Below are 24,184 nucleotides of genomic sequence, written 5' to 3'. Positions count from 1 at the left end.
CACGTGGTGGTTCACGGCTTACTGGCACTGTCACTGGCAGCGGGCGTCGTTCCCGCCGCCGACGTCCAGGCGAAGATCGACTGCTCGAAGGTCAAATGCCTGGCGCTGACCTTCGACGACGGCCCGGGCAAGCACACCGGCACCCTGCTCGACCTGCTGAAGAAGGAGAAGGTCAAGGCCACCTTCTTCGTCACGGGCAAGCATGTCGAGGAGTCGCCGTCGGTCGCCAGGCGAGTCGTCCGCGAGGGGCACGCGATCGGCAACCACACCTACTCCCACCAGTCGCTGCCTCCGCTGCTCGACTACGAGATCACCGACCAGATCCAGGTCGCCTCGGCCATCATCGAGGACAAGACGGGCAGGCGGGTGCGGATGTTCCGCCCGCCGTACGGGCACACGGACGACCGTGTGCTGGGCATCGCGGGCGAGCAGGGCCTCGCGCAGGTGCTGTGGACGGGCACGACGCTCGACTGGAGCCTCCGTGACGCCAAGAAGATCAAGGCCGCGGTGCTCCGGCTGGCCAGGCGCGACGGCGTGATCCTCATGCACGACACGGTTCCGCAGACCGTCCAGGCCATGCCCGCGATCGTCAAGGAGCTGAAGAAGCGCGGCTACCACCTGGTCACGGTGCCCGCGTTAGCAGGTGGCAAGGGGCTGGAGCCCGGAGTCGGCTACCCCTAGAGCGCGCTGCGTCCGGGGGGACCCGGCGGGCCGGGGAATGGAACCATGCAGACCGAGACCGCGAAACGTCCGCGCTGGGTGCCGATCGCCACCTTTCTCGCCATCCAGGCCGTGCTCGCCTGCTGGTGGGCGGCCTTCTATCCGGGTCTGTTCAGCCGCGACTCGGTGCTCTACCTCAGCCACACGATGGCCGGCCCGTGGGTGAGCGACCATTCGGTGGCCTACGACGGGCTGCTGTGGCTCAGCATGCGCACGACCGGCGACCTCGGCCTGGTCACGCTGCTCCAGACGACGGCCATGGCCGCGGTGCTCACCTATCTCGCGGGCGCGCTCAAGGCGCTCGGCGCGCCGCGCAGGTCCACGACGGCGGTCGCGATCCTGCTGCCGTTCCTGCCGCCGGTCGGCGCGTTCGCGGTGGCGCTGTGGAAGGACGTGCCGTTCACGCTGTGCGCCGTCGCGATCGCCGCGGTGTGCGCGGGCCTGGCGGCGAACCGCACGCTCACCGGCCCGAGGCTGGCCGCGCTCGGCGGGCTGATGACCGCTCTGGGGCTGTTCAGGGCCAACGGTTTCCTCGTCGTGGCGGTCGCCGTCGTCGTGCTGGTCGTGGTGGTCAGGACCGGGAGGTCACGGCTCGCGCTCACCGGTGCCGTGGCCGCGGCCGTGCCCCTGCTGCTGAGCAACGTGGTCCTGCCGCACGCCGGCATCGCCGCCCCGTCGAGCACGTACGTCTACCACACGGCCTTCGGCGACGTCGCCGTCCTCTACCGCGACCATCCCGAGCTGTTCACCGACCAGGACCAGACGCTCATGACCGCCGTCGCGCCCCTGTCCAGGTGGCGTGAGGGCGGCACCTGCCACACGATCAACACGCTGATCTGGCGGCGCGACTTCAGCTGGCAGCAGGCCGACAAGCACGCGAGCGAGCTGCTGGGCCTGTGGAAACGGCTGCTCCTGGAACAGCCCGGCCTGGTCGTGGAGGCCAGGCTCTGCAGGGGGCAGATCGCCTGGCGGCCGGTGCAGGACGAGTGGGCCGTCGGCGGGGAGACCTACTACTTCTCGCGCCGCCCCACCGCTGAGACGTACGTCGGCCCGGGCAAGGTGCCGGACTACCCCGAGCGGTGGGTCTTCTCGCTCCGGCCGAAGTCGCCCGACCTGCACCGGATGGCCGACGCCTGGCTGGTCGGCAGCGCGGCCTACGACTGGCTGATCTGGCGGGGCGCGCTTTGGTCCTACCTGTCGTACGCGGCCGTCGCGCTGGCGGCGTGGGCGCTGCGCAACCGCCACGTGCCGGCCGTGGCCGCGGTGGTGGCCGGGCAGCAGTTGGCGATCCTGGCCAACATCTCGGCCCAGGACTTCCGCTACATGGCCACGCCCATCTACATCGGCATGCTGCTCCTGCCGCTGCTGGTTGCCGCCGCCTGGCGCCTGGTCCGCCGCAAGCGGCCACCCGGGGACGCCTGAGCGGCCCGGACGCTCGCGGCTCAGGGGATGATCCTGCGCGTGCGGAGGTCGGCGAGGATGTCGAGGAACATCCGCTCGGTGTCGACGAACTCGTGGAACCCGAAGCGGCGCGCCTTGGAGCCGTCCGCCATGAAGTCGTAATCCCAGGAGAAGACGGCGTCGCCGAAGGCCCACGACGACACCTCCTCGTAGGAGTGCGACTCGAGCCCGTACTTCTCAGTCATCTCACGCCAGAGCGGCTCCTTGTCGGCCATGACGACGCTGAGCGACATGGGCAGCGGGGTGGCCACCTCCAGGTCGAAGAAGCGGGCGATCTTCGGCCACATCTCGTTCCAGCGGAAGAGGTCGCCGTTGTTGATGTTGAACGCCTGGTTGGCGCAGCGCGGATCCGTCGCCGCCCAGACGGTCGCCTTGGCCAGCAGGCCCGCGTCGGTCATCTCCAGCAGCTTGTCGTAGGCGCCCGGCTTGCCGGGGAAGCGCATGGGCAGGCCGAGCTCCTTGGAGATGGCCCCGTAGACGGCGATCACCATGGCCAGGTTCATCGGGTTGCCCAGGGCGAAGCCGCACACCACCGAGGGGCGGAGCGCACTCCACGTCCAGGCCGCGCCCTGCTGCCGCCGTTCCAGGAACGCCTGCTGGTCGACGTTGAACTCCGGCGGCATGTGGTGGGGGTCGGACTCGCGGGCCGGCGTCTTGAAGGGACCCAAGTGCGCGCCGTACACCTTGTAGCCCTGCATGAGGCTGACGTGGGTCAGGCCGGGCGCCACCGGCTCGATCGCGTCGACCACGTTGACCAGCATGGCCAGGTTGGGCGGCACGAGCTCGGCCCAGGTCGGGCGGTCCTGGTAGGCGGCGTAGAAGATGTGGGTCACCTCGGTGAGCTCACCGAGCCTCTTGGCGCAATCATCACGGTCGAGGAGGTCGACGGACACGTGGCGCACCCGCTCAGTGGCCTCGCCGCCGCGGCGCGAGAGCCCGATCACCTCCCAGTCGCCGAGAGCGTCGAGGTGCTCGACCAGGTTGCGGCCGATCACGCCCTGGGCGCCGACGACCAGGGCGACCTTCTGCTGGATGGTGCTCATCGGTTCTCCTGTTTCGACGCATTGGTGCGATGGATTGGTGCGATGGATGCCGACGCCGCCACTGAGGGGCGACCTTGCGTCCGGCGGCGTCAGTGGGTCGTACTACGGCGGTCACCACGAACGCGGGCGGCAGGCCGCCGAGCGGGGCAGATCATCCAGAAATGTCACTGTTTCTCGCCTTTTTTCACCGTTTCCGGCAGATGTCAGCGCTTTCACCTGTTTAGTCAGTCTGGCGTCAGGGTCCGGGATAAGTCCAACTCATAGATTTCATGCTGCTGATAGATTTTGTGCATGCTCAGCCTGCGGCAGCTCGAATACCTCGTCGCAGTCGTCGAGGAGGGCTCCTTCACCCGCGCCGCCGAGATGCTGCACGTCACGCAGCCGGCCCTGTCCCACCAGGTGCAGGCGCTGGAGCGGGCGGTCGGCGCCGTCCTGCTCGAAAGGTCACCGCGCGGCGTCAACCTCACGCCGGCCGGACGCGCCATGCTTCCCCACGCCCGCGCCGCGCTGGCCGACACGGCCGGGGCGCTGGCCGCGGTGCGCCAGGCCATCGGGCTCACCGCCGGCGAGCTGCGGCTGGCGACCGTCTACTCCGTCAGCCTCGGCGTGCTGCCCGAGGCGCTGCGGGTCTGGAGCCGACGCCATCCCGACGTGGACGTGCGGCTGTTCGAGCACCGGCATTCCGACGAGCTCGCCCAGGCGATGGCGAGCGGCCAGGCCGACCTCGCCATCGGCCCCCGCCCGCCGGCCTGGGCGGGGCCGGTGCACACCCTGGGCGTCGAGGAGTTCGTCATCGCGGTCTCGCAGGACGACCCCCTGGCCACCCGGCGAGCGACCGAGGCCGGCCTGGCCACGCTGCGCGACCACCGCTGGGTCCACTACGCGCCCGACAACGGCCTGGCGGAGGTCCTCAACCGCGCCTGCGCGGCCGCCGGATTCCAGCCGAAGATCGCCGTCCGCACCGAGCAGACGGCGTCCGCGCCGATCCTGGCCGCCGCCGGCCTCGGGCCCGCGCTGATCCCGTCGAACATCGTGCCGAGAGGGTACGAGGGCTACACCCTCAAGCCGGCCCCCCGGATAACCCGCGACCTCACCGCCTACACCCGCGCCGCCCCCGACGTCCTCGGCGGCGCCTTCCTCAACCTCCTCCTCGACACCACGAGCGAGAGACTGAGCCGACCGTAGAGCACTAAGTGGCGGCGTGGCGGGCGTCGTAGGCCTCGCGGGAGGCGGCGACGCACGCGCTGTGCCTGCGTGACCAGTTGGTGAGGGTCAGCATCGCCTCGTACAGCTCCAGAGCCATGGGGGTGGCCTGGTATTCGACCCGGGGCGGCACCGTCGGGTAGACCGTGCGCTCCAGCAGGCCGTCACGCTCCAGGTTGCGCAGGGTCAGCGTGAGCATGCGCCGGCTGATGCCGTCGATCAGCCGCTCCAGCTCGGTGAACCTGATCGGCCCGTTGGACGCCGCCACCACGATCTGGATCGGCCACTTACCGCCGATCCGGTCGAGGATGTCGCGCGGCGGGATCGGGCACACGCCCTGCTCCAGCAGAGCCTGAGCGTCGTCCAGTGTCCTGAGCTGCTCGGGTACAGCGGTGTTCCTCTGGGACATGAAAGTGCCTTCTTCCGTCAGGACTCGATGGTCACACATGATGACCACTGTTACAAATCGTTTCCTAAGGAAGTTGGGCCATGAAGAGCAAATGGGCCGCGCTCGCGCTGCTGACCACCACCCAGTTCGTCCTGATCCTGGACCTGACGATCGTGGCCATCGCGATGCCTCCCATGGGCAGGGAGCTGAACCTGACCCAGCAGGACCTGTCGTGGATGACGTCGGCGTACTCACTGGTGTTCGGCGGGGTGCTGCTGCTCGGCGGGCGGCTGGCCGACCACCTGGGCCGGCGCCGGATCTTCGTCGCCGGGATGGCGCTGTTCGCCGCCGCCTCCCTCGCCGGCAGCCTGGCCTCCTCCGGCGAGCTGCTGGTGGCCGTGCGCGCGCTGCAGGGCCTCGGCGGAGCGATGATCGCGCCCGCCGCGTTGTCGCTGGTCATGACCGTCTTCAAGGACGACCCGGCACTGACCAAGGCGCTCGGGCTGTGGGGCGCGGTCGGCGGGATCGGCGCCTCGGCGGGCGTCGTGCTGGGCGGCCTGCTGACCGACTGGTTCGGCTGGCGCTCGGTGTTCTTCGTGAACGTGCCCGTCGGCGTCGTCGTCAGCCTGCTGGCGTTCGTCCTGCTCCCGGCCGCGAGGAGCACCGAGGCCAGGCGTGGGTTCGACGTGGCGGGCGCCGTCACGTCGACCGCCGGGCTGGCCCTGCTGATGTACGCGCTGGTCGACGCCTCCGAGGCCGGCTGGGCCTCCGCCCGCACGCTCGGCGTCGGCGCGCTGGCCCTCGCCCTGATCGCCGCCTTCCTGCTCATCGAGCGGCGCTCGGCCAACCCCCTGATGCCGCTCGGCGTCTTCCGCAGGCCGCTGCTCCGGGCGGGGAACGTGCTGATGTTCCTCGTCGCCTCGGCCATGCAGCCGGTGTTCTTCATCCTGACGCTCTACACCCAGCTCGTCCTCGGTTACAGCGCCACCCAGTCGGGCCTGTCGGTGGTGGCCATCTCCGTGACGATCGCCGTCACCGCGTCCACGCTCGGCGGCCGGGCCCTCGCCAGATACGGGCTGCGCGCCACCGCCGCGACCGGCATGGCGTTCATCACCGCGGGCGCCGCCCTCTACCTGCGGATCGACGTGGGCAGCGACTTCCTGACCGTGCTGCTGCCGTCCGAACTGCTCACCGGGCTCGGGTTCGGCCTGCTCGTCGTCGCCGCCACGGTCGCCGCCACCTCCGACGCCGCGCCGTCCGAATCGGGGATGGTGTCCGGGCTGTTCAACGTGACCCAGCAGGTCGGCATCGCGATGGGGATCGCGGCCCTGGTCTCGATCGCCAGCGCCGTCACCGGCGACGCGACCGCCGCCGAATCGCTGGTGTCCGGCTACCGGGTGGCGTTCCTGATCGCCACCGCGCTGTCCGCCCTCGGGCTGGTGGCCGCCCTGGTTCTCCTCCCGCGCCGCACCGCCTCCGAGGTCCGCGAGCCCGTCACCACCTCCGCCTGACGCGTGCGTCTCCGCTGGAAGAGCCCCATCCTTTACGGCACGCCAAGGGCACGCCACCCATGCCTCGCGTCGCTGGTCGTGACCCGGGCGACCGCGTAGGGGCGGGCGTGGTCACGTCAGGCCCCCCGACAACGGACCCGATGGAGTGGCGTGAATCACCGTCACCGACGCCTCATCGTTGTCACACCCCCCAGCCCGATTCCGTCTTGTGAGTAGGCAAGATTAGGGGGCCCAAATGCATTCGTTGTTGGCCAAGCGCCGCTCGTTTCAGTTCTCCCACTGGTCGTTCATGTTCGCGGAAATCGCCATCTGGTCGTTCGTCGTTCTGGCGGTGACCGGGGCAGTGCTGATGGTGTTCTACGACCCCAGCATGTCCCAGGTGACCTATGACGGCTCGTACGGCCCGCTGCGCGGACTCTTCGTCAGCAAGGCCTTCGACTCGACCATGCATCTGAGCCTGGAGGTGCGCGGCGGCCTGCTCATCCGCCAGGTCCACCACTGGGCGGCGCTCGTCTTCATGGCGGCCGTCGTGTTGCAGCTGCTGCGTATGTTCCTCACCGGCGCATTCCGCCGCCCGCGCACCAGGCAGTGGCTGATCTGGGTGACGCTGCTGGCGCTGGGCATGGCTGCGGGCGAGACCGGCAACGCCCTGCCTGACGACATGCTGTCGGGTGGGAGCCTGTGGCTGATCATGTCGGTTGTGCAGGCCATCCCCGTGGTGGGAACCTGGGCGCTGTCGCTGCTGTTCGGCCCAGACTTTCCCGGCGACAGGGTCATTCCGGTCATGTACGGGGGGCACCTGCTGATCCCGGTCGTCATGGCCGCGCTGCTGATCGCCCGTGAACTGCTGGTGCGGCGGCACGGCCACTCCCGGTTCATCGCCTCGCTGCCGGCGCGGCGGAGCGCACGCCCGACGATGGCGCTCGCGACGATCGGCATGCTGATCATTCTCGGGTTCGGGTTCCAGATTGCCCCTATATGGCTGTACGGCCCTGCCAAGCCGACGCAGATCTCGGCGGGCTCGGTTCCCGACTGGTACATGGGGTTCCTCGACGGCGCCCTCCGGATCATGCCCGGGTGGGAACTCACCATCGGGGACTACACGCTCAGCCTCGCGGTCCTCGTCCCCACACTGGTGATACCCGGGGTCTTCTTCACCGCCCTGGCCGCCTACCCGATGGCCGAGCGCTTCCTCCTCTCGCGACGCAGCCGCCACGACGCGTTGGGCCGACCCAAGACCACGAGCCGCATGGCCCGTGAGACGCTCGCGCATGACCTGCTCGATCGGCCACGCGAGACGCCGGTGAAGACGGCCATCGCGGCCGCCGGCGTCACGTTCTACGGCCTGCTGTGGGCAGCCGCGGCCAACGACCAGATCGCCCACCAGTTCCACCTCGCCGTCGATGCTGTGACGATCTTCTTCCAGTTCACCGTGATCATCGGCCCCGTCATCGCCTTCATCATCACCCGGTGGATCTGCCTCGCACTTCAGCAGACGGATCGCCACGTGGCCGAGCACGGAGTGGAGACCGGGATCATCACGCGGTCCCCGGACGGCCGATTCCACGAACGGCTGGCACCGGCGCAGCAAGAGCGCCAGGAGCCGGCGATCGCCTCAGGAAGATGACAGGCCGAACAGGCCACAGGTTGTGATCGTCGGAGCTGGGGTCGCCGGATACCAGGCGGCGTACCCTGCCGCGCAGGGTGAAAGACGGCCCGCGCGTGACCTGCCTGAACTCGGTTCGACTTGAGCGTGGTCGGGGTGTGGTCAACGATCAGGGCAGTCGTACAGGGCGATCGCCCTAGTTGGGGGGTGAATGATGGTCTCCCCAGCCGCCGAGCGCGGGCGCGCGGTTCGGGAACGGCTACTGAACGCGGCGGCGGAGCTCATCCCTGAACGCGGCTGGGCGGCGGTGAGCACCCGGATCCTCGCCGAGCGCGCCGGGGTGACGCCGAGCGTGGTGCACTACCACTTCCCATCGCTGTCGAGCGATCTCAGGTGAGGTGTCGTGGGCAGCCGTCGGACGAGGAAACCGTCCGTTCCACCGCTCGGACGGTAAAGAAGGCGGCGTATCGGCGGCGGGCCACGTGCCGGTCAGCGGGCGTATCCCTGAAGGTCCAGAGCCCCGTACGGCGCGCGGCGTGCTCTTGGCGTGCCGTACAGAATGAAGGCTTTCACCAGGGAACGCCTCGCACAGCCCGGACGGTCACGCACGCACGGCGTGCAAGAGGAGGATGAGAGCGACTCAGCCGCCCGTTACTCCCACTCGATGGTGCCCGGGGGCTTGCTGGTGATGTCGACGACGACGCGGTTGACGTCGGGGACCTCGTTGGTGATGCGGGTGGAGATGCGGGAGAGCACGTCGTAGGGGACGCGGGACCAGTCGGCCGTCATGGCGTCCTCGGAGGTCACCGGGCGCAGCACCACCGGGTGGCCGTAGGTGCGGCCGTCACCCTGGACGCCGACGGAGCGCACGTCGGCGAGGAGCACCACCGGGCACTGCCAGATCTCGCGGTCGAGCCCGGCCCGCGACAACTCCTCGCGGGCGATGGCGTCGGCCTCGCGCAGCAGGTCGAGCCGGTCGCGGGTGACCTCGCCGATGATGCGGATGCCGAGGCCGGGGCCGGGGAACGGCTGGCGCCACACCATGGCGGTCGGCAGGCCGAGCTCCTCACCGGCCCGCCGGACCTCGTCCTTGAACAGCGTGCGCAGCGGCTCGACCAGGGTGAACTGGAGGTCTTCGGGCAGGCCGCCGACGTTGTGGTGGGACTTGATGTTGGCGGTGCCCGTGCCGCCGCCCGACTCGACCACGTCGGGGTAGAGGGTGCCCTGGACGAGGAAGTCGACCGGACCGTCGGCCATGATCGCGCGCTGCTCGTCCTCGAAGACGCGGATGAACTCACGCCCGATGATCTTGCGCTTCTCCTCCGGTTCGGTCACCCCGTCGAGCGCCTTCAGGAAGCGGTCGGCGGCGTCGACGACCCGGAGCTTGACGCCCGTGGCGGCCACGAAGTCGCGTTCGACCTGCTCGGCCTCGCCCTTGCGCAGCAGCCCGTGGTCGACGAAGACGCAGGTCAGCCGGTCGCCGATGGCGCGCTGCACGATCGCGGCGGCCACGGCGGAGTCGACGCCGCCGGACAGCGCGCAGATCGCCCGGCCGTCGCCGACCTGCCGGCGCACGGCCTCGACGGACTCTTCGACGATGTTGAGCATGGTCCAGGTGGGACGGCAGCCCGCCGCGTCGAGGAAGTGCTTGAGCACCGCCTGACCGTGCTCGGAGTGGAGCACCTCGGGGTGGAACTGCACGCCGTAGAGGCCGCGCTGAGGGTGCTCGAAGGCGGCGACCGGCGTCTCGCGGGTCGAGGCGGTCACCGCGAAGCCCTCGGGGGCGGCGGCGACGCTGTCGCCGTGGGACATCCAGACCTTCTGCGCCGCGGGCAGCCCGGCGAAGATCACGCCCTCGTGGAGCACGTCGAGCTCGGTGCCGCCGTATTCGGCGACGCCGGTGCGGGCCACCTCGCCGCCCAGCGCCTGGGCCATCGCCTGGAAGCCGTAGCAGATGCCGAACGTGGGCACCCCGGTCTCGAACAGGCCGGCGGGGACGACGGGGGCGTTGTCGGCGTAGACGGAGGACGGGCCGCCGGACAGGATGATCGCCCTGGGCCGCTTGGCCAGCATCTCCTCGACCGGCATCGTCGAGGGCACGATCTCGGAGTAGACGTGGCATTCGCGCACCCGTCTGGCGATCAACTGCGCGTACTGCGCGCCGAAGTCGACCACGAGCACTGTGTCGAACTCAGACACCGAGAGATACCCCCAAAAAGGCGAATGCGGTACCTCCAGTGTATCGGCAGCACCCGTTCCACCTGGACATGTCTCATTCGAAGGCGGGCAGCGGTGGGAGCCCGCCCGTGAGCAGGACGTCGGTCTGCCTGCGCAGGCCCGTGCCGTAGTCGGGGTGGGTCAGCAGCAGGAAGCGTTCCTCGTGGATGGCCTCGACGACCAGGTCGGCGACCTGCCCCGGCTCGATGCCCCGCTCGACGGCGGTGTCGAGCCGTTCCTGCGCCTCCGGGTCGTCGGAGCCGCGTGCGATGGACAGCCCCGCCGGGCGGACCTGCTCGGAGTGGTTGATCCGGGTGCGCACCCCGCCCGGGCACAGGGCGGTGACGCGGAGTTTGGACCCGACGGCGGCGAGATCCTGGGCGAGCGACTGCGTGGCCGCGAACGCCGCGTACTTGCTGACCGTGTAGCCGCCCGCCGACGGCGCGCCGAGCAGGCCGGCCACGGACACGGTGTTGACGATGTGGCCCTCGGTGTCCTGCTCGATCATGCGCGGGACGAACGCCTGGATGCCGTGGAGCACTCCCCACAGGTTGACGCCCAGCAGCCAGGTGAAGTCCTCGGGGGTGCGGGTCCAGATGTGCCCGGCCTGGAAGACGCCCGCGTTGTTGCAGAGCACGTGGACCGCGCCGAGCTCGCCGAAGGCCCGGTCGGCCAGGTGGTGCACGGACGCCTCGTCGGAGACGTCGGTGATCTGGGTGAGCGCCTTGCCGTTGCCCGCCAGCTCGGCGGTCTCGGCCAGCCCTCCCGGATCCACGTCGGCGAGCATCAGCGACATGCCCTCGGCGGCGAGGCGCACGGCCAGTGCCCTCCCGATGCCGCTCGCCGCCCCCGTCACCACCGCGACCTTGCCGGACAGTTCTCGCACCGGAACCCTCCCTAGCGCTCGTCTCGCACGCTACAGGATCGGGCAGATCCGTCCAGAAGGTCGGCAAAATCCGGATTCAGGATGTCGCGACGGCGGCGATCTCGTCGAGGAGGGCCTCCAGCGTCTTGTCGTCCGTCGCGGGGGCCATGACCGTGACGCGGAGATGGCGGGCTCCGTGGAGCTCGGTGGAGGTGAGGTGGAAGGAGCCGTCGCGCAGGAGGCGCTCGCGGATGGCGGCCTGGTCCGCGTCGCCGTACCGGAAGCAGACGATGTTGCTCTCGGGCTCGTACGGCAGTTCGAAGCCGGGGCGGCGGGCGGCGAGCTCCCAGAAGCGGTGGGCCGTGGCGTACTGGCGGGCCACGTAGTCGCCGAGGCCGCGCTCGCCGCGCCAGGCGAGGTTCAGGAAGACCTTGAGACCGAGCTCGGCCTTCGTGCACTCGACGGTCCTGCCGATCAGGTCGAAGCCCTGGTCTCCGTAGAAGAGGTAGCTGGCCTCCTGCTTGAAGGCGGCGTCCAGGTCGCCCTCCTCGCGCACGAGCACGGCGGCGGCCAGGGAGGAGGTGCGGAGCATCTTGTGGGCGTCCCAGATGACCGAGTCGGCCAGGTCGATGCCGTCGAGCAGGTGTTCGTGCCGGTCGCTGAGGAGGGCCGAGGCGCCGTGCGCGCCGTCCACGTGGAACCAGACGCCGCGCTCGCGGCACCACTCGCCGATGGTCCGCAGGTCGTCGTAGAGCCCGGTGCCCGTGGCGCAGGCGGACGCGACCAGCGCCATCACCCTTTTCCCCGAAATTTCCTCCGAAATCCCCCCCGAAATCTCGGGCAGGCGGCTGACGTCGATCCGGCCCAGCGCGTCCGTCTCCAGCGGCACCAGCGCGCTTTGCCCCAGCCCCAGGATCGACGCCGCGCGTGACACCGAGTAGTGCGCCGAGGGCGGCGTGAGGATCACCAGGTCGCCCGGCACGCCGTGCTCCCACGCGTCGGGCACCGCCCGGGCCCGCGCGGCCAGCAGCGCCGTCAGGTTCGCCAGCGACCCGCCGTGTGTCAGCACGCCCCCGCCGGCCGGGAAGCCCACCTTGGCCAGCATCCACCTGAGCACCTCGAACTCCACCGTGGCCGCCGACGCGCCCATCTCGTAGATGGCCATCGGGTTGTTCGTGGCGCCGTGGATGAAATCGGCCAGGGCAGCCGGGAAGTCCGGCGACGCGGTCTGGTGTCCCACGTAGGCCGGATGGTGCAGCCTCGTGCCCTCCGCGAGGAACGTCCGCAGAAACTCCTGGTACGTCCCGGGGGTCATCCCGCCCTTCCGGATCAGGTCCCGCAGCCCGAGCCGCTCGGCCAGCTCCCGCGGCGGCTCGCGCCTGATCACGGGCACGGCGCCCCGCTGGCTCTCGTCCACGTACGCCGCCAGCTCACGGACCGTGATGCCGGCCGCCTCGGTGAACTCCTCGATGTTCCACATACCTCGAAATGGTGGTCACTTCCTCAAGGCACGGCTAGCGTGACCGAAGGAAAGGGTGATAATGCCGCATAACACCGAACTGGATTCGATCGACCTGGCCATTCTGGCCGAGTTGCAGAACGACGCCCGGCTGCCCAACAAGGATCTCGCCGACCGCCTCGGTGTGGCGCCCTCGACGGCCCTGGAACGCGTCCGTTCGTTGCGCCGCCGGGGCATCATCACGGGGTTCCGCGCCTGGGTCGACACGGCCAAGCTCGGCCGCCCGCTGCAGGCGCTGCTCGCCCTGCGGGTGCGCCCGCACACCAGCCAACTCGTGGACCCGCTGCGGGCGTTCGTGCTCGCCCTGCCGGAGACGATCACCCTGTTCCACGTCGCCGGGACCGAGGACTTCCTGGTGCACGTGGCCGTGGCCGACGCCGATCACCTGCACCGGCTGGCGCTGGAGAAGTTCCTGGTCCGGCCGGAGATCGTCCACCTGCAGACCACGCTGATCTTCAGGACCGAGAATCAGCCGATCCAGCGGCCATGCGAAATGTAACAATGATCCACATGTCCCTCCGGATCACGACGCTCGCCGAGCGCCCCGAACTCGCCGCCTCGCTGTGGGAGATGGACCACGCGTGGCCCGAGTTCATGCTCAACGACCCCATCGCCGACCTCTTCTACGCGATCGCCGAATCGGCCTACGCCGACTATGTCCTGGTGGCCGACGACGACGCCGAGCCGGGGCGGCTGGTGGCGCGCGCCTGCATGATCCCGTACTCGCCGAAGGGCTCCGAGCTGCCCGACGACGGCTGGGACGCGGTGATCCGCCGGGGCTGGCTGGCCCGCGAGACGGCCGCCGAGACCTCCGCCGTCTCCGCCCTGGAGATCACCGTCAGGCGCGACCTGATCGGGTCCGGGGTCTCCCCCCGGATGGTGGCCGCGATGCGCGACCACGCGGCCGCGATGGGGTTCGCCGAACTGGTGGCACCCGTCCGGCCCAACCAGAAGCACCTCGAACCACACACCCCCATGACCGAGTACGCCTTCCGCACGCGAGCGGACGGCCTGCCGTACGACGCCTGGCTGCGCGTGCATGTGCGGGCCGGCGCGAAGATCGTCAAGGTGGCGCCCCGATCGATGGTGGTCGCGGGCACGCTCGACGAGTGGCGCGCGTGGACCGGCCTGCCGTTCGATCGCACCGGCATGATCGAGGTGCCGGGAGCGCTCAGCCCGGTGCACTGCGACGTGGCCCACGACCACGCGGTCTACGTCGAGCCGAACGTCTGGGTCAGCCACCCACTGCGCTGACCGCCCGCCGGGGCACGTTAGGCCGACCGGCCTGCGGGCAAGCGCCCTGGTATGCCGGAAGAACCGAACACCGCACCGCCCGGACAGAGCCAGCCGTACCCGGGACGAAGCGGTGAGATGGCGCCCGACTACACCGGCGAGGTCCTCGCCCCCATCGGCGGCGAGACCCTTCCGGGGTGAACGCCGTATCCGGTTGATCAGCTCGTACGGCGGAACAGCTCCTGCTCGTGGGCCCGCACGTCGAGCCCTTTCGCGATGCTCCACGTGTCATCGTGATAAGTCGTGAGATGTCGTGGATGTGCGTCGCCGATCACGGACACCACGGTGCCGCCACGGCCCTCGGCGCGCATCCTCTCGACCAGCTCCAGCGCGGCCCAGAGCGCGGTGCCCGACGAGCCGCCCACGGGCAGCCCGGTGACCTCGCGGACGCGCCGGACTGCGGCGGCGGAGGCCGCGTCGGGCACGGGTATCACCAGGTCGACCAGGTCCGGACGGAAGCCGGGCTCCATGCGCGGTCTGCCGATCCCTTCGATGCGTGACGGCATGCCCGTCGCGTAGTCGGACACGTCCAGGGTCCATCCGGGGAAGTACGCGGAGTTCTCGGGATCGGCCACCGCCACCCGCGTCCGCCCCGCGCTGTCCAGGTGCGAGTTTGCGCCCCGAGGGGCGACGAGGGCGCGGGCCCGGCGGCCGAGGGTTGCCGAGGTGGCGCCGGTGCCGGCTCCTACGACCACCCAGTCCGGGCGTACCTGCGCGAACAGCTCGTCGGCGAGGTCGTGCTCGGCCGCACGCCCGAACTGGTCGAGAAAGTGCCCTTCGACCTTCCGTGCCGCGTCGTAGATCGCCAGCGGCGGGGTCACGAACCTGCACTCGCCGCCCAGCTCCTCCACCGGCCGCGCCCGCTCCTCACCGCGCGCGCCCGGCATGACCACGATGTACGGCAGGCCGAGCCGCCTGGCGAACCACGCCTGGGCCACGGCGGCGTTGCCACCGGTGGCCTCGACCACGGTCGTCCCCTCGGTGACCAGCCCGTCGAGAACGGCCCGCCGGAACAGCGCCCTGGCATGCCGGTGCCGCAGGCTCCCGGTCGGATGCGCGGACTCGTCCTTCAGCAACAGCCTGACGCCGGGCGCCGCCACGGGGAACTCGACCAGCGGCGTCGGCGCCCCCGACCGCAGCAGGTCCAGCGCGTCCACGTCCCACCCCATCCGATCACCCTTTCACGCCTCGCAAGGGCATCCACCCCGGACGTATGTGCCGCAAGCCAGACATGCCTGCGTCTTGAGATTCTCACGCGGCCACGTCACGCGGTGAGCCATCCTGTCGATCAACCAGAAGAAGGGAACACCAGGCTATGAGCAACCCGATGCTGGAACCGTGGGGAGTCACCCCGCGTGACCGCCTTCGCCCCATCCGCCCGCGTGGAAGTCCCTTACGTCGAACTGGACCCAGTGACCCAGACCAGCCGCTACTTCGCCCCGTCCGGCCAACCGATCGAGGCGGGCAGGCACGGCACCGACAAGGAGACCAACAAGAACACGACGACCAGCGGCTCTGACAGCGCGAGGCCCGCTAAGGACCACGACAACACCATCGACTACGCCGACGACTGTTGATGATGGATGCTCTGTCCTCGTGATCAACAGCGTGCGCTCTCGCCAACCTCTCTAGGGAAAGGACGTACATGACCGACCGGATGGCTGGACTGGCCGAGCGACTCGTTTCGAGCGGTTGTCTGCACGATCCGCAGTGGAGGGCCGCGGTCGAGCATGTATCCCGCGAGTTCTTTCTCGGTGACGCGGTCTTCCGGCGCGTGAACGGTTCGTACTGCACGCTGTGGGAGCCGGTGCGTCGCCACGACGTGGGCGACGAGGAGTGGCGGCGGATGGCCGACTCCGACGAGTCCTGGGTCACCCAGGTGGACGGTGTCATGGCCACGGCCGCGACCGACACGATGGGCGGGAGCCCGACGTGCTCCTCCACGATGCCCAGCCTGGTGGTGCGGATGCTGGAGGTCGCGGAGATCATGGACATCGACTCGGTGCTGGAGATCGGCACGGGGACCGGCTACTCCACCGCTCTCCTGTGCCACCGGCTCGGCGAAGCTCGCGTGACCTCGGTTGAGTACGACCGTACCGTGGCGGACGGCGCGCGGGCCGCCCTCTCGCGGCACGGCTACTCTCCCACCCTCGTGGTGGGCGACGGCCTCGGCGGCCATCCGGAGAACGCCGAGTACGACCATCTGATCGCCACCTGTTCGGTGCGTTACATCCCCGCGCCCTGGTTGTGGCAGGTGCGTGACGGCGGCACCATCACCGCTCCACTGACGGGCTGGATGCACGGGTCGGCGTTCGCGCACCTCAGGCTCGGCAACGACGGCACCGCCACCGGCAGGTTCCGCGCCGACGACCTCTCGTTCATGCCCGCCCGCCCGCATCAGCCCCCGCCGCGCTCGTCGTTCTACCGGACGGGCCTCGGGGAGCCGCGCGCGAGCCGGATCGATCCGAAGCTGCTCGACGACTCGACCGGCGTGTTCGTCGCCCAGCTCGGCGCGCCTTCGGCCGAGAGGATCGGCGGCGGAGACGAGGTGTTCCTGGTGGACGTGGCCACCGGGTCCCAGGCCACCACGAAACCGGCCCCGGACGGTGGCTGGAGTGTGCGCCAGCACGGGCCGCTCCGGCTGTGGGACGCGGTCGAGGACGCCATCCTCACGTGGCAGCGAGCGGGGTCTCCACACCAGTCGGCCTTCGGTCTCACCGTGATGCACGACGGGCGGCAGCGGGTCTGGCTCGGCGACTCTGACGGGCCGCGCTGGAATCTCCCTGTCTGACCGATCCGCGGCGGCGCCCTGCGCGAAGCCGCCCCAGCGGGCACCCGAACCCGGTCAGATCTCGACGCCGTACGTGCTCAAGACGACGCCGTACGCGGTCAGGGCGGCGTCGTACGTGGCGTGAGTGTCAGGCGGAGGGCTCCGGGAGCGGCGGCGGGGACCACCGGGGTGCGCGGGGCGACCGGCGGGAGCCGGTCGTAGGCCGAGCCGAGGGGCGGACGCGGATCCGCCTCGCCCGCGTTCGGCCAGAACGACATGGCCCGCTCGGCCTGGGCGGTGATGGTCAGCGACGGGTTGACGCCGAGGTTGGCCGAGACGGCCGAGCCGTCCACGACGTGCAGCCCGTCGTAGCCGTAGAGGCGGTGGTAGGGGTCGATCACGCCGGTGTCCGGGGAGTCGCCGATCGCGCAGCCGCCGAGGAAGTGCGCCGTCGCCGGGATGTCGAACAGGTCCAGCCACGACCCGCCCGGCATCCCGCCGATCTCCTCGGCGGCGTGCCGTACCGCCTCGTGACCGGCCGGGATCCAGGTGGGATTGGGCTCGCCGTGGCCCCGCGACGCGCGCAGCCCCCAGCGGGTGCCGCGTACCGTGATCGAGTTGTCCTTGGCCTGCATGACCAGCGCGATGACGGTCCGCTCCGACCAGCGCCGCAGGTTGAGCAGGCGCAGCGCCCGCAGCGGGTGCGCCGCCGCCTCGCGGGCGAACGCGCGCCACCGGGCCTGGCCGCCGTCGATGAGCAGGGTGCGCAGCAGGCCCATGGCGTTGGAGCCGTCGCCGTACCGGACGGGCTCGATGTGCGTGTGGGCGTCGGGGTGGATCGAGGAGGTGATGGCGACGCCGGAGTTGAGCTTCTCGCCGTCGGCCGACAGCCGTTCGAAGCCCAGCAGCGCCTCGGAGTTGGTCCTGGTCAGCATGCCCAGCCGGGCCGAGACGCGGGGCAGCGTGCCGTCGGCGCGCAGCCGGTGCAGTAACCGCTGGGTGCCGTAGGTGCCGGCGGCGAAGACGACCTGCTTCGCGGTGAACGTACGGCGCAGCCGCGCGGACCCGGTCTTGCGGACGTGCACCCGGTAGCCGCCGAAGGGCAGCGGGCGCACCGAGGTGACGGTGCACTCGGCGTAGACCCGGGCGCCCGCCCGTTCGGCGAGGTAGAGATAGTTCTTGGTGAGCATGTTCTTGGCGCCGTGGCGGCAGCCGGTCATGCACTCGCCGCACTGCGTGCACCCGCGCCGTTCGGGGCCGGCGCCGCCGAAGTAGGGATCGACGCCGTCCTCGCCGAAGTAGACGCCCACGGGCGCGAGGTGGAAGGTGGCGGCCACGCCCATCCGGTCGGCGACCTTCAGCATGATCTCGTCGGCCCGGGTGACCGTGGGGTTGGTCACCACGCCCAGCATGCGTTTGGCCTGGTCGTAGTGGGGTGCCAGCTCGGCCTTCCAGTCGGTGATCGACGCCCACTGCGGGTCCTGGAAGAAGGGGTCGAGCGGCTCGTACAGGGTGTTGGCGTAGTTGAGCGATCCGCCGCCCACGCCGGCTCCGGCCAGCACCATGACCTTGCTGCCGCGCTCGCCGCGCAGCACGTGGATGCGCTGGATGCCCTTCAGCCCGAGCCAGGGCGCCCACAGGAAGTCACGCGCCTGCCAGGAGGTGGCCGGCAGCGTGGACTCGTCGAAGCGCCGGCCCGCCTCCAGCACACCGACCTTGTAGCCCTTCTCGGTCAGCCGGAGCGCCGAGACGCTGCCGCCGAACCCGGACCCGATGACGAGCACGTCGAAGTCGCTCATTTGAGCCGGAGCCTCCGCATCGTCTTGAGCGCGGTGCTCAGGACGCCGGCCCACGTCTCGTAGGACAGGTCGAACGGCGGCTCGAACCCCATCCAGCCCGCCTGGGAGGCCACAGTCTGCGACTCGGTGTAGCGGAGCAGGCCCTCCGAGCCGTGCCTGCGGCCGAGGCCGGACGCCTTCATGCCGCCCATCGGGGCGTCGTAGGAGGCGTAGGCGGAGCCGTACCCCTCGTTGATGTTGACCGAGCCGGCCTTGACGCGGGCGGCGAGCGCGCGGCCGCGGGCGAGGTCGGAGGTCCAGACGGAGGCGTTGAGCCCGTAGATGGTGTCGTTGGCCAGCGCGACGGCCTCGTCGTCGGTGGCGAACGGGTGCAGGGCGACCACCGGGCCGAATGTCTCGTTGCGGCAGAGCTCCATGTCCTCGGTGACGCCGGTCAGGACCGTGGGCTCGTAGAACAGCGGGCCGAGGTCGGGCCTGGCCTTGCCTCCGGTCAGCAACGTGGCGCCCTTGGCCAGCGCGTCGTCCACGTGCGCGGTGACCGCGTCGAGCTGGCGGCGGGAGGTGAGCGAGCCCATCTGGACCGACCAGTCGTGGCCCGCGCCCAGCCTCAGGTTGCGCACCTGCCTGGTGAAGCGCTCGGCGAAGGCGTCGAACACGCTCGCGTGCACGTACAGCCGCTCGATCGACAGGCAGAGCTGGCCGGCGTTGGTGAAGCAGGCGCGGATCGCGCCCTGGACGGCGAGGTCGAGGTCGGCGTCGTCGAGCACCACCATCGGGTTCTTGCCGCCGAGCTCCAGGGAGCAGCCGACGAGCCGCTTGGCCGCCTCCTCGGCGATCTTCCGGCCGCCGCGGGTGGAACCGGTGAAGGCCACGTAGTCGGCGCCGTCGAGCAGCGCGTCGCCGATCTCGGCGGGCTCGCCCAGCACGACCTGCCAGATCTCGCGAGGCATGCCCAGCTCGGCCAGCAGGTCGATCGTCCACAGCGTGGACAGCGCGGTCTGCGTGTCGGGTTTGTGGACGAGCGCGTTGCCGGCCATGAGCGCGGGCACCGCGTCGGTGACGCCGAGGGAGAGCGGGTAGTTCCACGGCGAGATGAGCGCGACCACGCCCTTGGGCCGGCGCAGCTCGCTCACCCGGGTGGCCACCGGGAAGACGCCCTGGCGCCTGCGCGGGGCGAGCAGGCCGGGGGCGCGGCGGGCGTAGTAGAGACTGCAGCCGGCGACGTCCAGCACCTCCTCGAAGGCGTGCTTGCGGGCCTTGCCGGTCTCGTTCTGGACGATGTCGAGGATCTCGTCGCGCCGGTCGAGCAGCGCGTCGTGGAGCAGCAGGAACGGCCGCACCCGTTCGGCGGCCGGCAGGGCGGCCCACGCCTCCTGCGCCACCCTGGCTTTCAGGTAGGCCCCGCTGACGTCGTCGGCGGTGGAAACGGGCAGTTGGGCCAGGGGTTCGCCGGTGAACGGCGCGGTGATCTCCCGGGTTTCGCCGCTGGACGTCACGTGCATGACAGAAGGATATTCCGGACAGGCTACCCGCCGGTAGTTTTCGCCGGGCGCGGCATGGGGTGAGAATCCCCTCATGCCTTCCTTCGCGCCGCTCAGACCCGGAGATCCACCCCGCCTGGCCGGCCTGGATCTCCTCGGCAGGCTCGGCGAAGGCGGGCAGGGGGTCGTCTACCTCGCCAGAGACCCCTCCGGCGAGCACGTGGCCGTCAAGTGGCTGCGGCCCGACCTGGCGGCCGACGAGGTGAGCGTCGGGCGGTTCCTGCGTGAGGTGCAGGTGGCCCAGCAGGTTGCGCCGTTCTGCACCGCGGCCGTCCTCGGCACGGGCATCGAACACGACCGGCCCTACATCGTCAGCGAGTTCATCGACGGCCCGTCCCTGCAGCAGGTCGTGCTGCAGGAAGGTCCGCGCACCGGCTCCTCACTGCAGCGCCTGGCCGTCGGCACGGCCACCGCGCTGGCCGCGATCCACCAGGCCGGCATCGTGCACCGTGACTTCAAGCCGGCCAACGTGATCCTCGGCGCCGACGGCCCGCGAGTGATCGACTTCGGCATCGCCCGCGCGCTCGACGCCACCTCGACGATCAGCGGCATGCCGGTCGGCACACCCTCGTACATGCCGCCCGAGCAGATCATGGGGCACACCGTCGGGCCGGCGGCCGACCTGTTCTCGTGGGCCGGGACGATGGTGTTCGCCGCGTCCAGCCGGGCGCCGTTCGGCAGCGACACGATGCCCGCGGTGCTCCACCGGGTGCTCAGCCAGGATCCCGACGTGGGCGTGCTCGACGGGCCGCTGCGCGACGTGGTGCTCGCCTGCCTGGCCAAGGATCCGGCCCGGCGGCCGACGGCCGAGCAGGTGATCATGCGCTTACTCCAGCGCGCCTCGCCCAACCCGGGCATCCTCGCGCAGGCGGCCGCGGTCGCGACCCCCTCGCCGCCCCCGGCGTTCCCGCCACCCGGTGCTTCCCCGATGGACTCGCCGCCCCCGCCGGTGGCCCCGGCGTCCGCGGCATTCCCAACTTCTCAGCCGCCCTTTCCCCCGTCTCTCTCCGGCCCCCATCCCCCTGTCCCGCTCCATTCCGCCCCATACTCCTCCGGGCCGCACCAACCTGGCCCGCATCAGCCGGGTTTCCAGCCGCGACCGCCGCGCAAGGGGAAGGGGGCCGTCATCATCGGCGTGACGGTGGCCGTCGCCGTGCTCATGCTGGCGGCGGTGGCGGTGGCAGTCTCGCGGCAGCAGCCGCAGCTCGCGGCGCCGTCGGCCACACCCACCACCAGGGTGCCGCAGCGGACCACACCCACGCCCGTGCCGGCAAACCCGGTCAAGCGGAAGCTGCCCGGCGGCGCGATCACGCTCTACGAGCACCCCTCCGACGCGATCATCCTCACCTCGTACGAGATCTACGACAAGAAGTCCGACGAATGGCAGGACTACGCCAGGAAGTCGCTGCGCGGCACGTTCACCAAGTACGCCGCCAACTGGGAGTCGCTCGTCTCTCCCGACGGCCACCGGCTGGCCAGCAGGGGCCGCAACTACACCTCCGACAGCTACGACTCGGTCATCATCACCGACCGGCGCACGGGCGCCAGGTCCACGGTGAAGACCGTGCGCGACCCGCTGATCAGCAGCCTGCGCTCCTGGTCCAAGGACGGCTCGAAGCTCCTGCTCAACATCGAGCGGAAGAAGGGCGACGACTGGGTCTACCTGGGATTCGTCATCGTCGACGTGGCCGGCGCCGACGCGACCGTGGTCAACGTGGCCGACGGCTCGATCCGGGGCACCGCGTTCGGCTGGGACGGCGACGAGGAGGGCGTGGTCAACGTCTACGGCAAGGACGAGGGGCTGCGCTTCTTCGACGCCGCCGGCAAGGCCGTCCGCGACGCGCCCGGGGTCGGCACACTGGCCTCGGGCACGCAGGACATCTTCTCGCCCTCCGGCAAACTGTTCGTGACCAACTGCCCGAAGGGCGGCGACGGCGACCACTGCCTCTGGGACTCCGCCACCGGCGAGCAGGTCCGGACGTTCTCCTCCGGCTGCGACAAGATCCTCGGCTGGTACGACGAGACCCACCTGTTCTGCTGGGAGCAGGACGACGCCACCAACGACGAGATCCAGGTCGTGGACTTCGGCGGCAAGCTGGTGCGCAAGCTTCTGGAGATCCCCGGCGAGCTGGACTTCAGCCCTGTCTTCACCGTCAACCCGGCCAGGGGTTCCTGAACCACCCGGCCATGGCATCCGTCAATGTGGTCATGAAGCCGCCGATCCGTACGGCACTGGTCGCCATGGCCCTCGCGACCGCCGCCGCCTGCACCTCTTCCGCCCCGCCGCCACCGAAGCAGCGGCTGGAGGCCGTACGCCTCGTCTCCTACACCAGTTGCGACGAGTTGCTGGCCGGGCTGCGCGAGCGGGCGGCGGAGAACGTCGGCGCGTGGGGCTTCGGCGGCCCCATGGTGAAGTACCTGGCGCGCGACACCGCGATGGCCGTGCCCGAGTCCAAGATCGCCGACACCCCCGAGCACTCCACCACGAACGTGCACGAGGCGGGAGTGGACGAGCCCGACCTGGTCAAGACCGACGGAAACCGGGTCATCACGGCCACCGGAGGCGTGCTGCGGATCACCGACACGGCGACCAGGAAGGTCACCGCCTCGCTGGACCTGACCGGCGGCGACCAGCCCGGCTACCAGCCCGCCGAGTTGCTCGTCTCGGGCGACCGGGCGCTGGTGCTGATGCGGGGCGGCGGGATGGTGTTCGACGCCATCGCGCCGATGGGCGAGACCAGATATCTGCTCGTGGACCTGTCCGGGCAGCCCAGGGTGCTCAGCACGATCAAGCCGGAGGGCGAGTACGTCGACGCCAGGATGGTCGGCTCGACCGTCCGGCTGGTCACCCGCAGCCAGCCCGGCATCACGTTCCCCCGGCCCGCCGACGCCACCTCCGAGGCCGAGCGCACGAAGATCAACCAGGCCACGGTGCGGCGGGCGCCGCTGGAGGCGTGGCTGCCCGAGGTGGAGATCACCGACGCGTCGGGCGCCACCAGGAAGCACTCGGTCCCCTGCGAGCGGGTCAGCCACCCCGCCGACTACACCGGCACCTCGCTGCTCACCCTGCACACGATCGACCTGGCCCAGGGCGTCACGGCGGCCGGCACCGACCCGATCAGCCTGGCGGCCGACGGCGACATCGTCTACGGCACCGGCCAGAGCCTGTACGTGGCCAGCAACCCTCGCTGGTGGTGGCCCGTCCAGCCGCCGGCCGTGGAGGACGCCCCCCAGGCCCCGGTCACCGAGCCGACCCCGTCGGAGCCCACCCCGAAGACCCCGGCCACCGAGGAACCGCAGGAGGAGACCGAGGTGCACCGGTTCGACATCGGCAAGCCCGGCGCCCCCGCCTACGTGGCCTCAGGCAAGGTACCCGGGCGGCTGCTGAACCAGTACTCCCTGTCGGAGCACGACGGCCACCTCCGCATCGCCACCACCCTCACCTCCACCGACCAGCGGACCAGCTCCAGCAGCGTCTACGTGCTGGAGGCCGCCGGCATGCGCAAGGTGGGCGAGGTCGGCGGGCTGGGCAAGGGCGAGCGCATCTACTCGGTCCGGTTTCTCGGCCCGGTCGGCTACTGCGTGACGTTCAAGCAGGTGGACCCGCTCTACACGATCGACCTGCGCGACCCGGCCGAGCCCCGGGTGACGGGCGAGCTGAAGATCACCGGCTACTCCGCCTACCTGCACCCGGCGGGCGAGGGGCGGCTGATCGGCATCGGCCAGGAGGCCGGCCAGCAGGGACGGACACTCGGTAGCCAGGTGTCGCTGTTCGACGTGAGCGACCCGGCCGGCCCGCGCAGGCTGTCGCAGCTGTTCCAGAAGGACTCGGGCTCCGCGGCCGAGTGGGACCCGCACGCGTTCCTCTACTGGCCGAAGACGGGCCTGTCGGTCATCCCGCTCAGCAGCCACACCGACGGGCGCGAGGGCGCCATGGTGCTGCAGATCGACGACTCCTCGGTCACCAGGCGTGGCCTGATCGAGCACCCCCGGCAGCGGGCGGACGGCTACCAGCCCGGCATCCAGCGCTCGATGGTCATCGGTGACTCCATCTGGACCGTCTCCCACGGCGGCGTCCAGGTGAACGACACCACGTCACTGGCCCGGCAGGCGTGGATCCCGCTGCACTGACCCGTCTCCCATCTGGAAGGGCGTCGTTCCCCTGGATCGGCGCCCTTTCGTATGGACACGATCTCACAAATAATGAAAAATCCACTGACACTTTGTAGTCCGGGCCGGGCGGTGCGG

At 70.4% G+C, this 24,184-nt stretch carries 19 protein-coding genes and 1 pseudogene; 12 read left to right on the top strand and 8 right to left on the bottom strand.

Translation table 11 applies throughout. From position 1 onward, the window contains the following. The first annotated feature begins 3 nt into the window (after positions 1-3). Together AB0C16_RS12440 and AB0C16_RS12435 are read left to right on the top strand one after the other, a co-directional pair. The gene (locus AB0C16_RS12440; RefSeq protein ID WP_357681809.1) at positions 4-681 is read left to right on the top strand and encodes a polysaccharide deacetylase family protein; all 678 of its coding nucleotides are present in this window, start codon (positions 4-6) and stop codon (positions 679-681) included. Between the two features lie 45 nt (positions 682-726). Then, positions 727-2,142 carry a hypothetical protein gene (locus tag AB0C16_RS12435; protein ID WP_357681807.1) on the top strand — a complete coding sequence of 472 codons (1,416 nt, stop codon included), beginning with the start codon at positions 727-729 and terminating at the stop codon, positions 2,140-2,142. Between the two features lie 20 nt (positions 2,143-2,162). Here AB0C16_RS12435 and AB0C16_RS12430 read toward each other — a convergent pair whose 3' ends face one another. Next, positions 2,163-3,224 (bottom strand): SDR family oxidoreductase, encoded by a 1,062-nt coding sequence (locus tag AB0C16_RS12430; RefSeq protein WP_357681805.1) that lies wholly within the window; start codon positions 3,222-3,224, stop codon positions 2,163-2,165. A 291-nt stretch (positions 3,225-3,515) separates the two neighbouring features. Between AB0C16_RS12430 and AB0C16_RS12425 the strand changes: the two genes are divergently transcribed. Further along, positions 3,516-4,409, top strand: a complete 894-nt coding sequence (locus tag AB0C16_RS12425) for a LysR family transcriptional regulator (protein WP_357681803.1) — start codon at positions 3,516-3,518, stop codon at positions 4,407-4,409. Between the two features lie 4 nt (positions 4,410-4,413). On the opposite strand, the gene AB0C16_RS12420 is transcribed toward AB0C16_RS12425, so the two are convergent. After that, positions 4,414-4,836 (bottom strand): helix-turn-helix domain-containing protein, encoded by a 423-nt coding sequence (locus tag AB0C16_RS12420; protein WP_357681801.1) that lies wholly within the window; start codon positions 4,834-4,836, stop codon positions 4,414-4,416. An 80-nt stretch (positions 4,837-4,916) separates the two neighbouring features. Between AB0C16_RS12420 and AB0C16_RS12415 the strand changes: the two genes are divergently transcribed. The 3 genes and pseudogenes from AB0C16_RS12415 to AB0C16_RS12405 all read left to right on the top strand — a co-directional run. Further along, positions 4,917-6,326: an MFS transporter gene (locus tag AB0C16_RS12415; RefSeq protein ID WP_357681799.1), complete on the top strand. Its 1,410-nt coding sequence runs from the start codon at positions 4,917-4,919 to the stop codon at positions 6,324-6,326. Between the two features lie 235 nt (positions 6,327-6,561). Then, positions 6,562-7,953, top strand: coding sequence for a cytochrome b N-terminal domain-containing protein (locus tag AB0C16_RS12410; protein WP_357681798.1), 1,392 nt, complete (start codon positions 6,562-6,564; stop codon positions 7,951-7,953). 193 nt (positions 7,954-8,146) lie between these two features. Beyond that, positions 8,147-8,323 (top strand): annotated as a pseudogene (locus AB0C16_RS12405) (helix-turn-helix domain-containing protein); the annotation flags it as partial. 260 nt (positions 8,324-8,583) lie between these two features. Here the strand turns inward: AB0C16_RS12405 and guaA are convergent. From guaA to AB0C16_RS12390, 3 genes are all read right to left on the bottom strand, one after another. Beyond that, a complete protein-coding gene (gene guaA, locus AB0C16_RS12400) occupies positions 8,584-10,131 on the bottom strand; it encodes a glutamine-hydrolyzing GMP synthase (protein ID WP_357681796.1) in 1,548 nt (515 codons plus the stop codon). Positions 10,132-10,204: 73 nt separating this feature from the next. Beyond that, the gene (locus AB0C16_RS12395) at positions 10,205-11,035 is read right to left on the bottom strand and encodes an SDR family NAD(P)-dependent oxidoreductase (RefSeq protein ID WP_357681794.1); all 831 of its coding nucleotides are present in this window, start codon (positions 11,033-11,035) and stop codon (positions 10,205-10,207) included. Between the two features lie 76 nt (positions 11,036-11,111). Beyond that, a complete protein-coding gene (locus AB0C16_RS12390; RefSeq protein WP_357681793.1) occupies positions 11,112-12,494 on the bottom strand; it encodes a pyridoxal-dependent decarboxylase in 1,383 nt (460 codons plus the stop codon). A 61-nt stretch (positions 12,495-12,555) separates the two neighbouring features. Between AB0C16_RS12390 and AB0C16_RS12385 the strand changes: the two genes are divergently transcribed. Both AB0C16_RS12385 and AB0C16_RS12380 read left to right on the top strand, forming a co-directional pair. Continuing rightward, entirely contained in the window at positions 12,556-13,032 is a 477-nt protein-coding gene (locus AB0C16_RS12385; protein ID WP_357681791.1) for an Lrp/AsnC family transcriptional regulator, read from the top strand. Between the two features lie 11 nt (positions 13,033-13,043). Further along, complete coding sequence (locus tag AB0C16_RS12380; RefSeq protein WP_357681789.1) at positions 13,044-13,787, top strand: N-acetyltransferase; 744 nt, start codon at positions 13,044-13,046, stop codon at positions 13,785-13,787. 197 nt (positions 13,788-13,984) lie between these two features. On the opposite strand, the gene AB0C16_RS12375 is transcribed toward AB0C16_RS12380, so the two are convergent. Beyond that, on the bottom strand, positions 13,985-14,995 hold the full coding sequence (locus AB0C16_RS12375) for a pyridoxal-phosphate dependent enzyme (RefSeq protein WP_357681787.1): 1,011 nt from the start codon (positions 14,993-14,995) through the stop codon (positions 13,985-13,987). Positions 14,996-15,181: 186 nt separating this feature from the next. Between AB0C16_RS12375 and AB0C16_RS12370 the strand changes: the two genes are divergently transcribed. Both AB0C16_RS12370 and tgmC read left to right on the top strand, forming a co-directional pair. After that, positions 15,182-15,403, top strand: a complete 222-nt coding sequence (locus tag AB0C16_RS12370; RefSeq protein WP_357681785.1) for a putative ATP-grasp-modified RiPP — start codon at positions 15,182-15,184, stop codon at positions 15,401-15,403. A 68-nt stretch (positions 15,404-15,471) separates the two neighbouring features. Next, complete coding sequence (gene tgmC / locus AB0C16_RS12365; RefSeq protein ID WP_357681783.1) at positions 15,472-16,617, top strand: ATP-grasp peptide maturase system methyltransferase; 1,146 nt, start codon at positions 15,472-15,474, stop codon at positions 16,615-16,617. A 98-nt stretch (positions 16,618-16,715) separates the two neighbouring features. Here tgmC and AB0C16_RS12360 read toward each other — a convergent pair whose 3' ends face one another. Beyond that, positions 16,716-18,395, bottom strand: coding sequence for a GMC family oxidoreductase (locus tag AB0C16_RS12360; RefSeq protein WP_357681781.1), 1,680 nt, complete (start codon positions 18,393-18,395; stop codon positions 16,716-16,718). Beyond that, positions 18,392-19,897, bottom strand: a complete 1,506-nt coding sequence (locus AB0C16_RS12355; RefSeq protein ID WP_357681779.1) for a succinic semialdehyde dehydrogenase — start codon at positions 19,895-19,897, stop codon at positions 18,392-18,394. Before AB0C16_RS12355 ends, AB0C16_RS12360 begins: the two co-directional genes overlap by 4 nt. 73 nt (positions 19,898-19,970) lie before the next feature. On the opposite strand from AB0C16_RS12355, the gene AB0C16_RS12350 reads away from it, so the two are divergent. Next, positions 19,971-22,112, top strand: a complete 2,142-nt coding sequence (locus tag AB0C16_RS12350) for a WD40 repeat domain-containing serine/threonine protein kinase (RefSeq protein ID WP_357681777.1) — start codon at positions 19,971-19,973, stop codon at positions 22,110-22,112. A gap of 11 nt (positions 22,113-22,123) precedes the next feature. Beyond that, entirely contained in the window at positions 22,124-24,067 is a 1,944-nt protein-coding gene (locus AB0C16_RS12345; protein WP_357681775.1) for a beta-propeller domain-containing protein, read from the top strand. Positions 24,068-24,184: the final 117 nt, after the last annotated feature.

The organism is Nonomuraea sp. NPDC048916, assembly GCF_040649575.1.
Classification (GTDB): Bacteria; Actinomycetota; Actinomycetes; order Streptosporangiales; family Streptosporangiaceae; genus Nonomuraea.
This window is presented reverse-complemented; position numbering and strand designations above follow the sequence as displayed.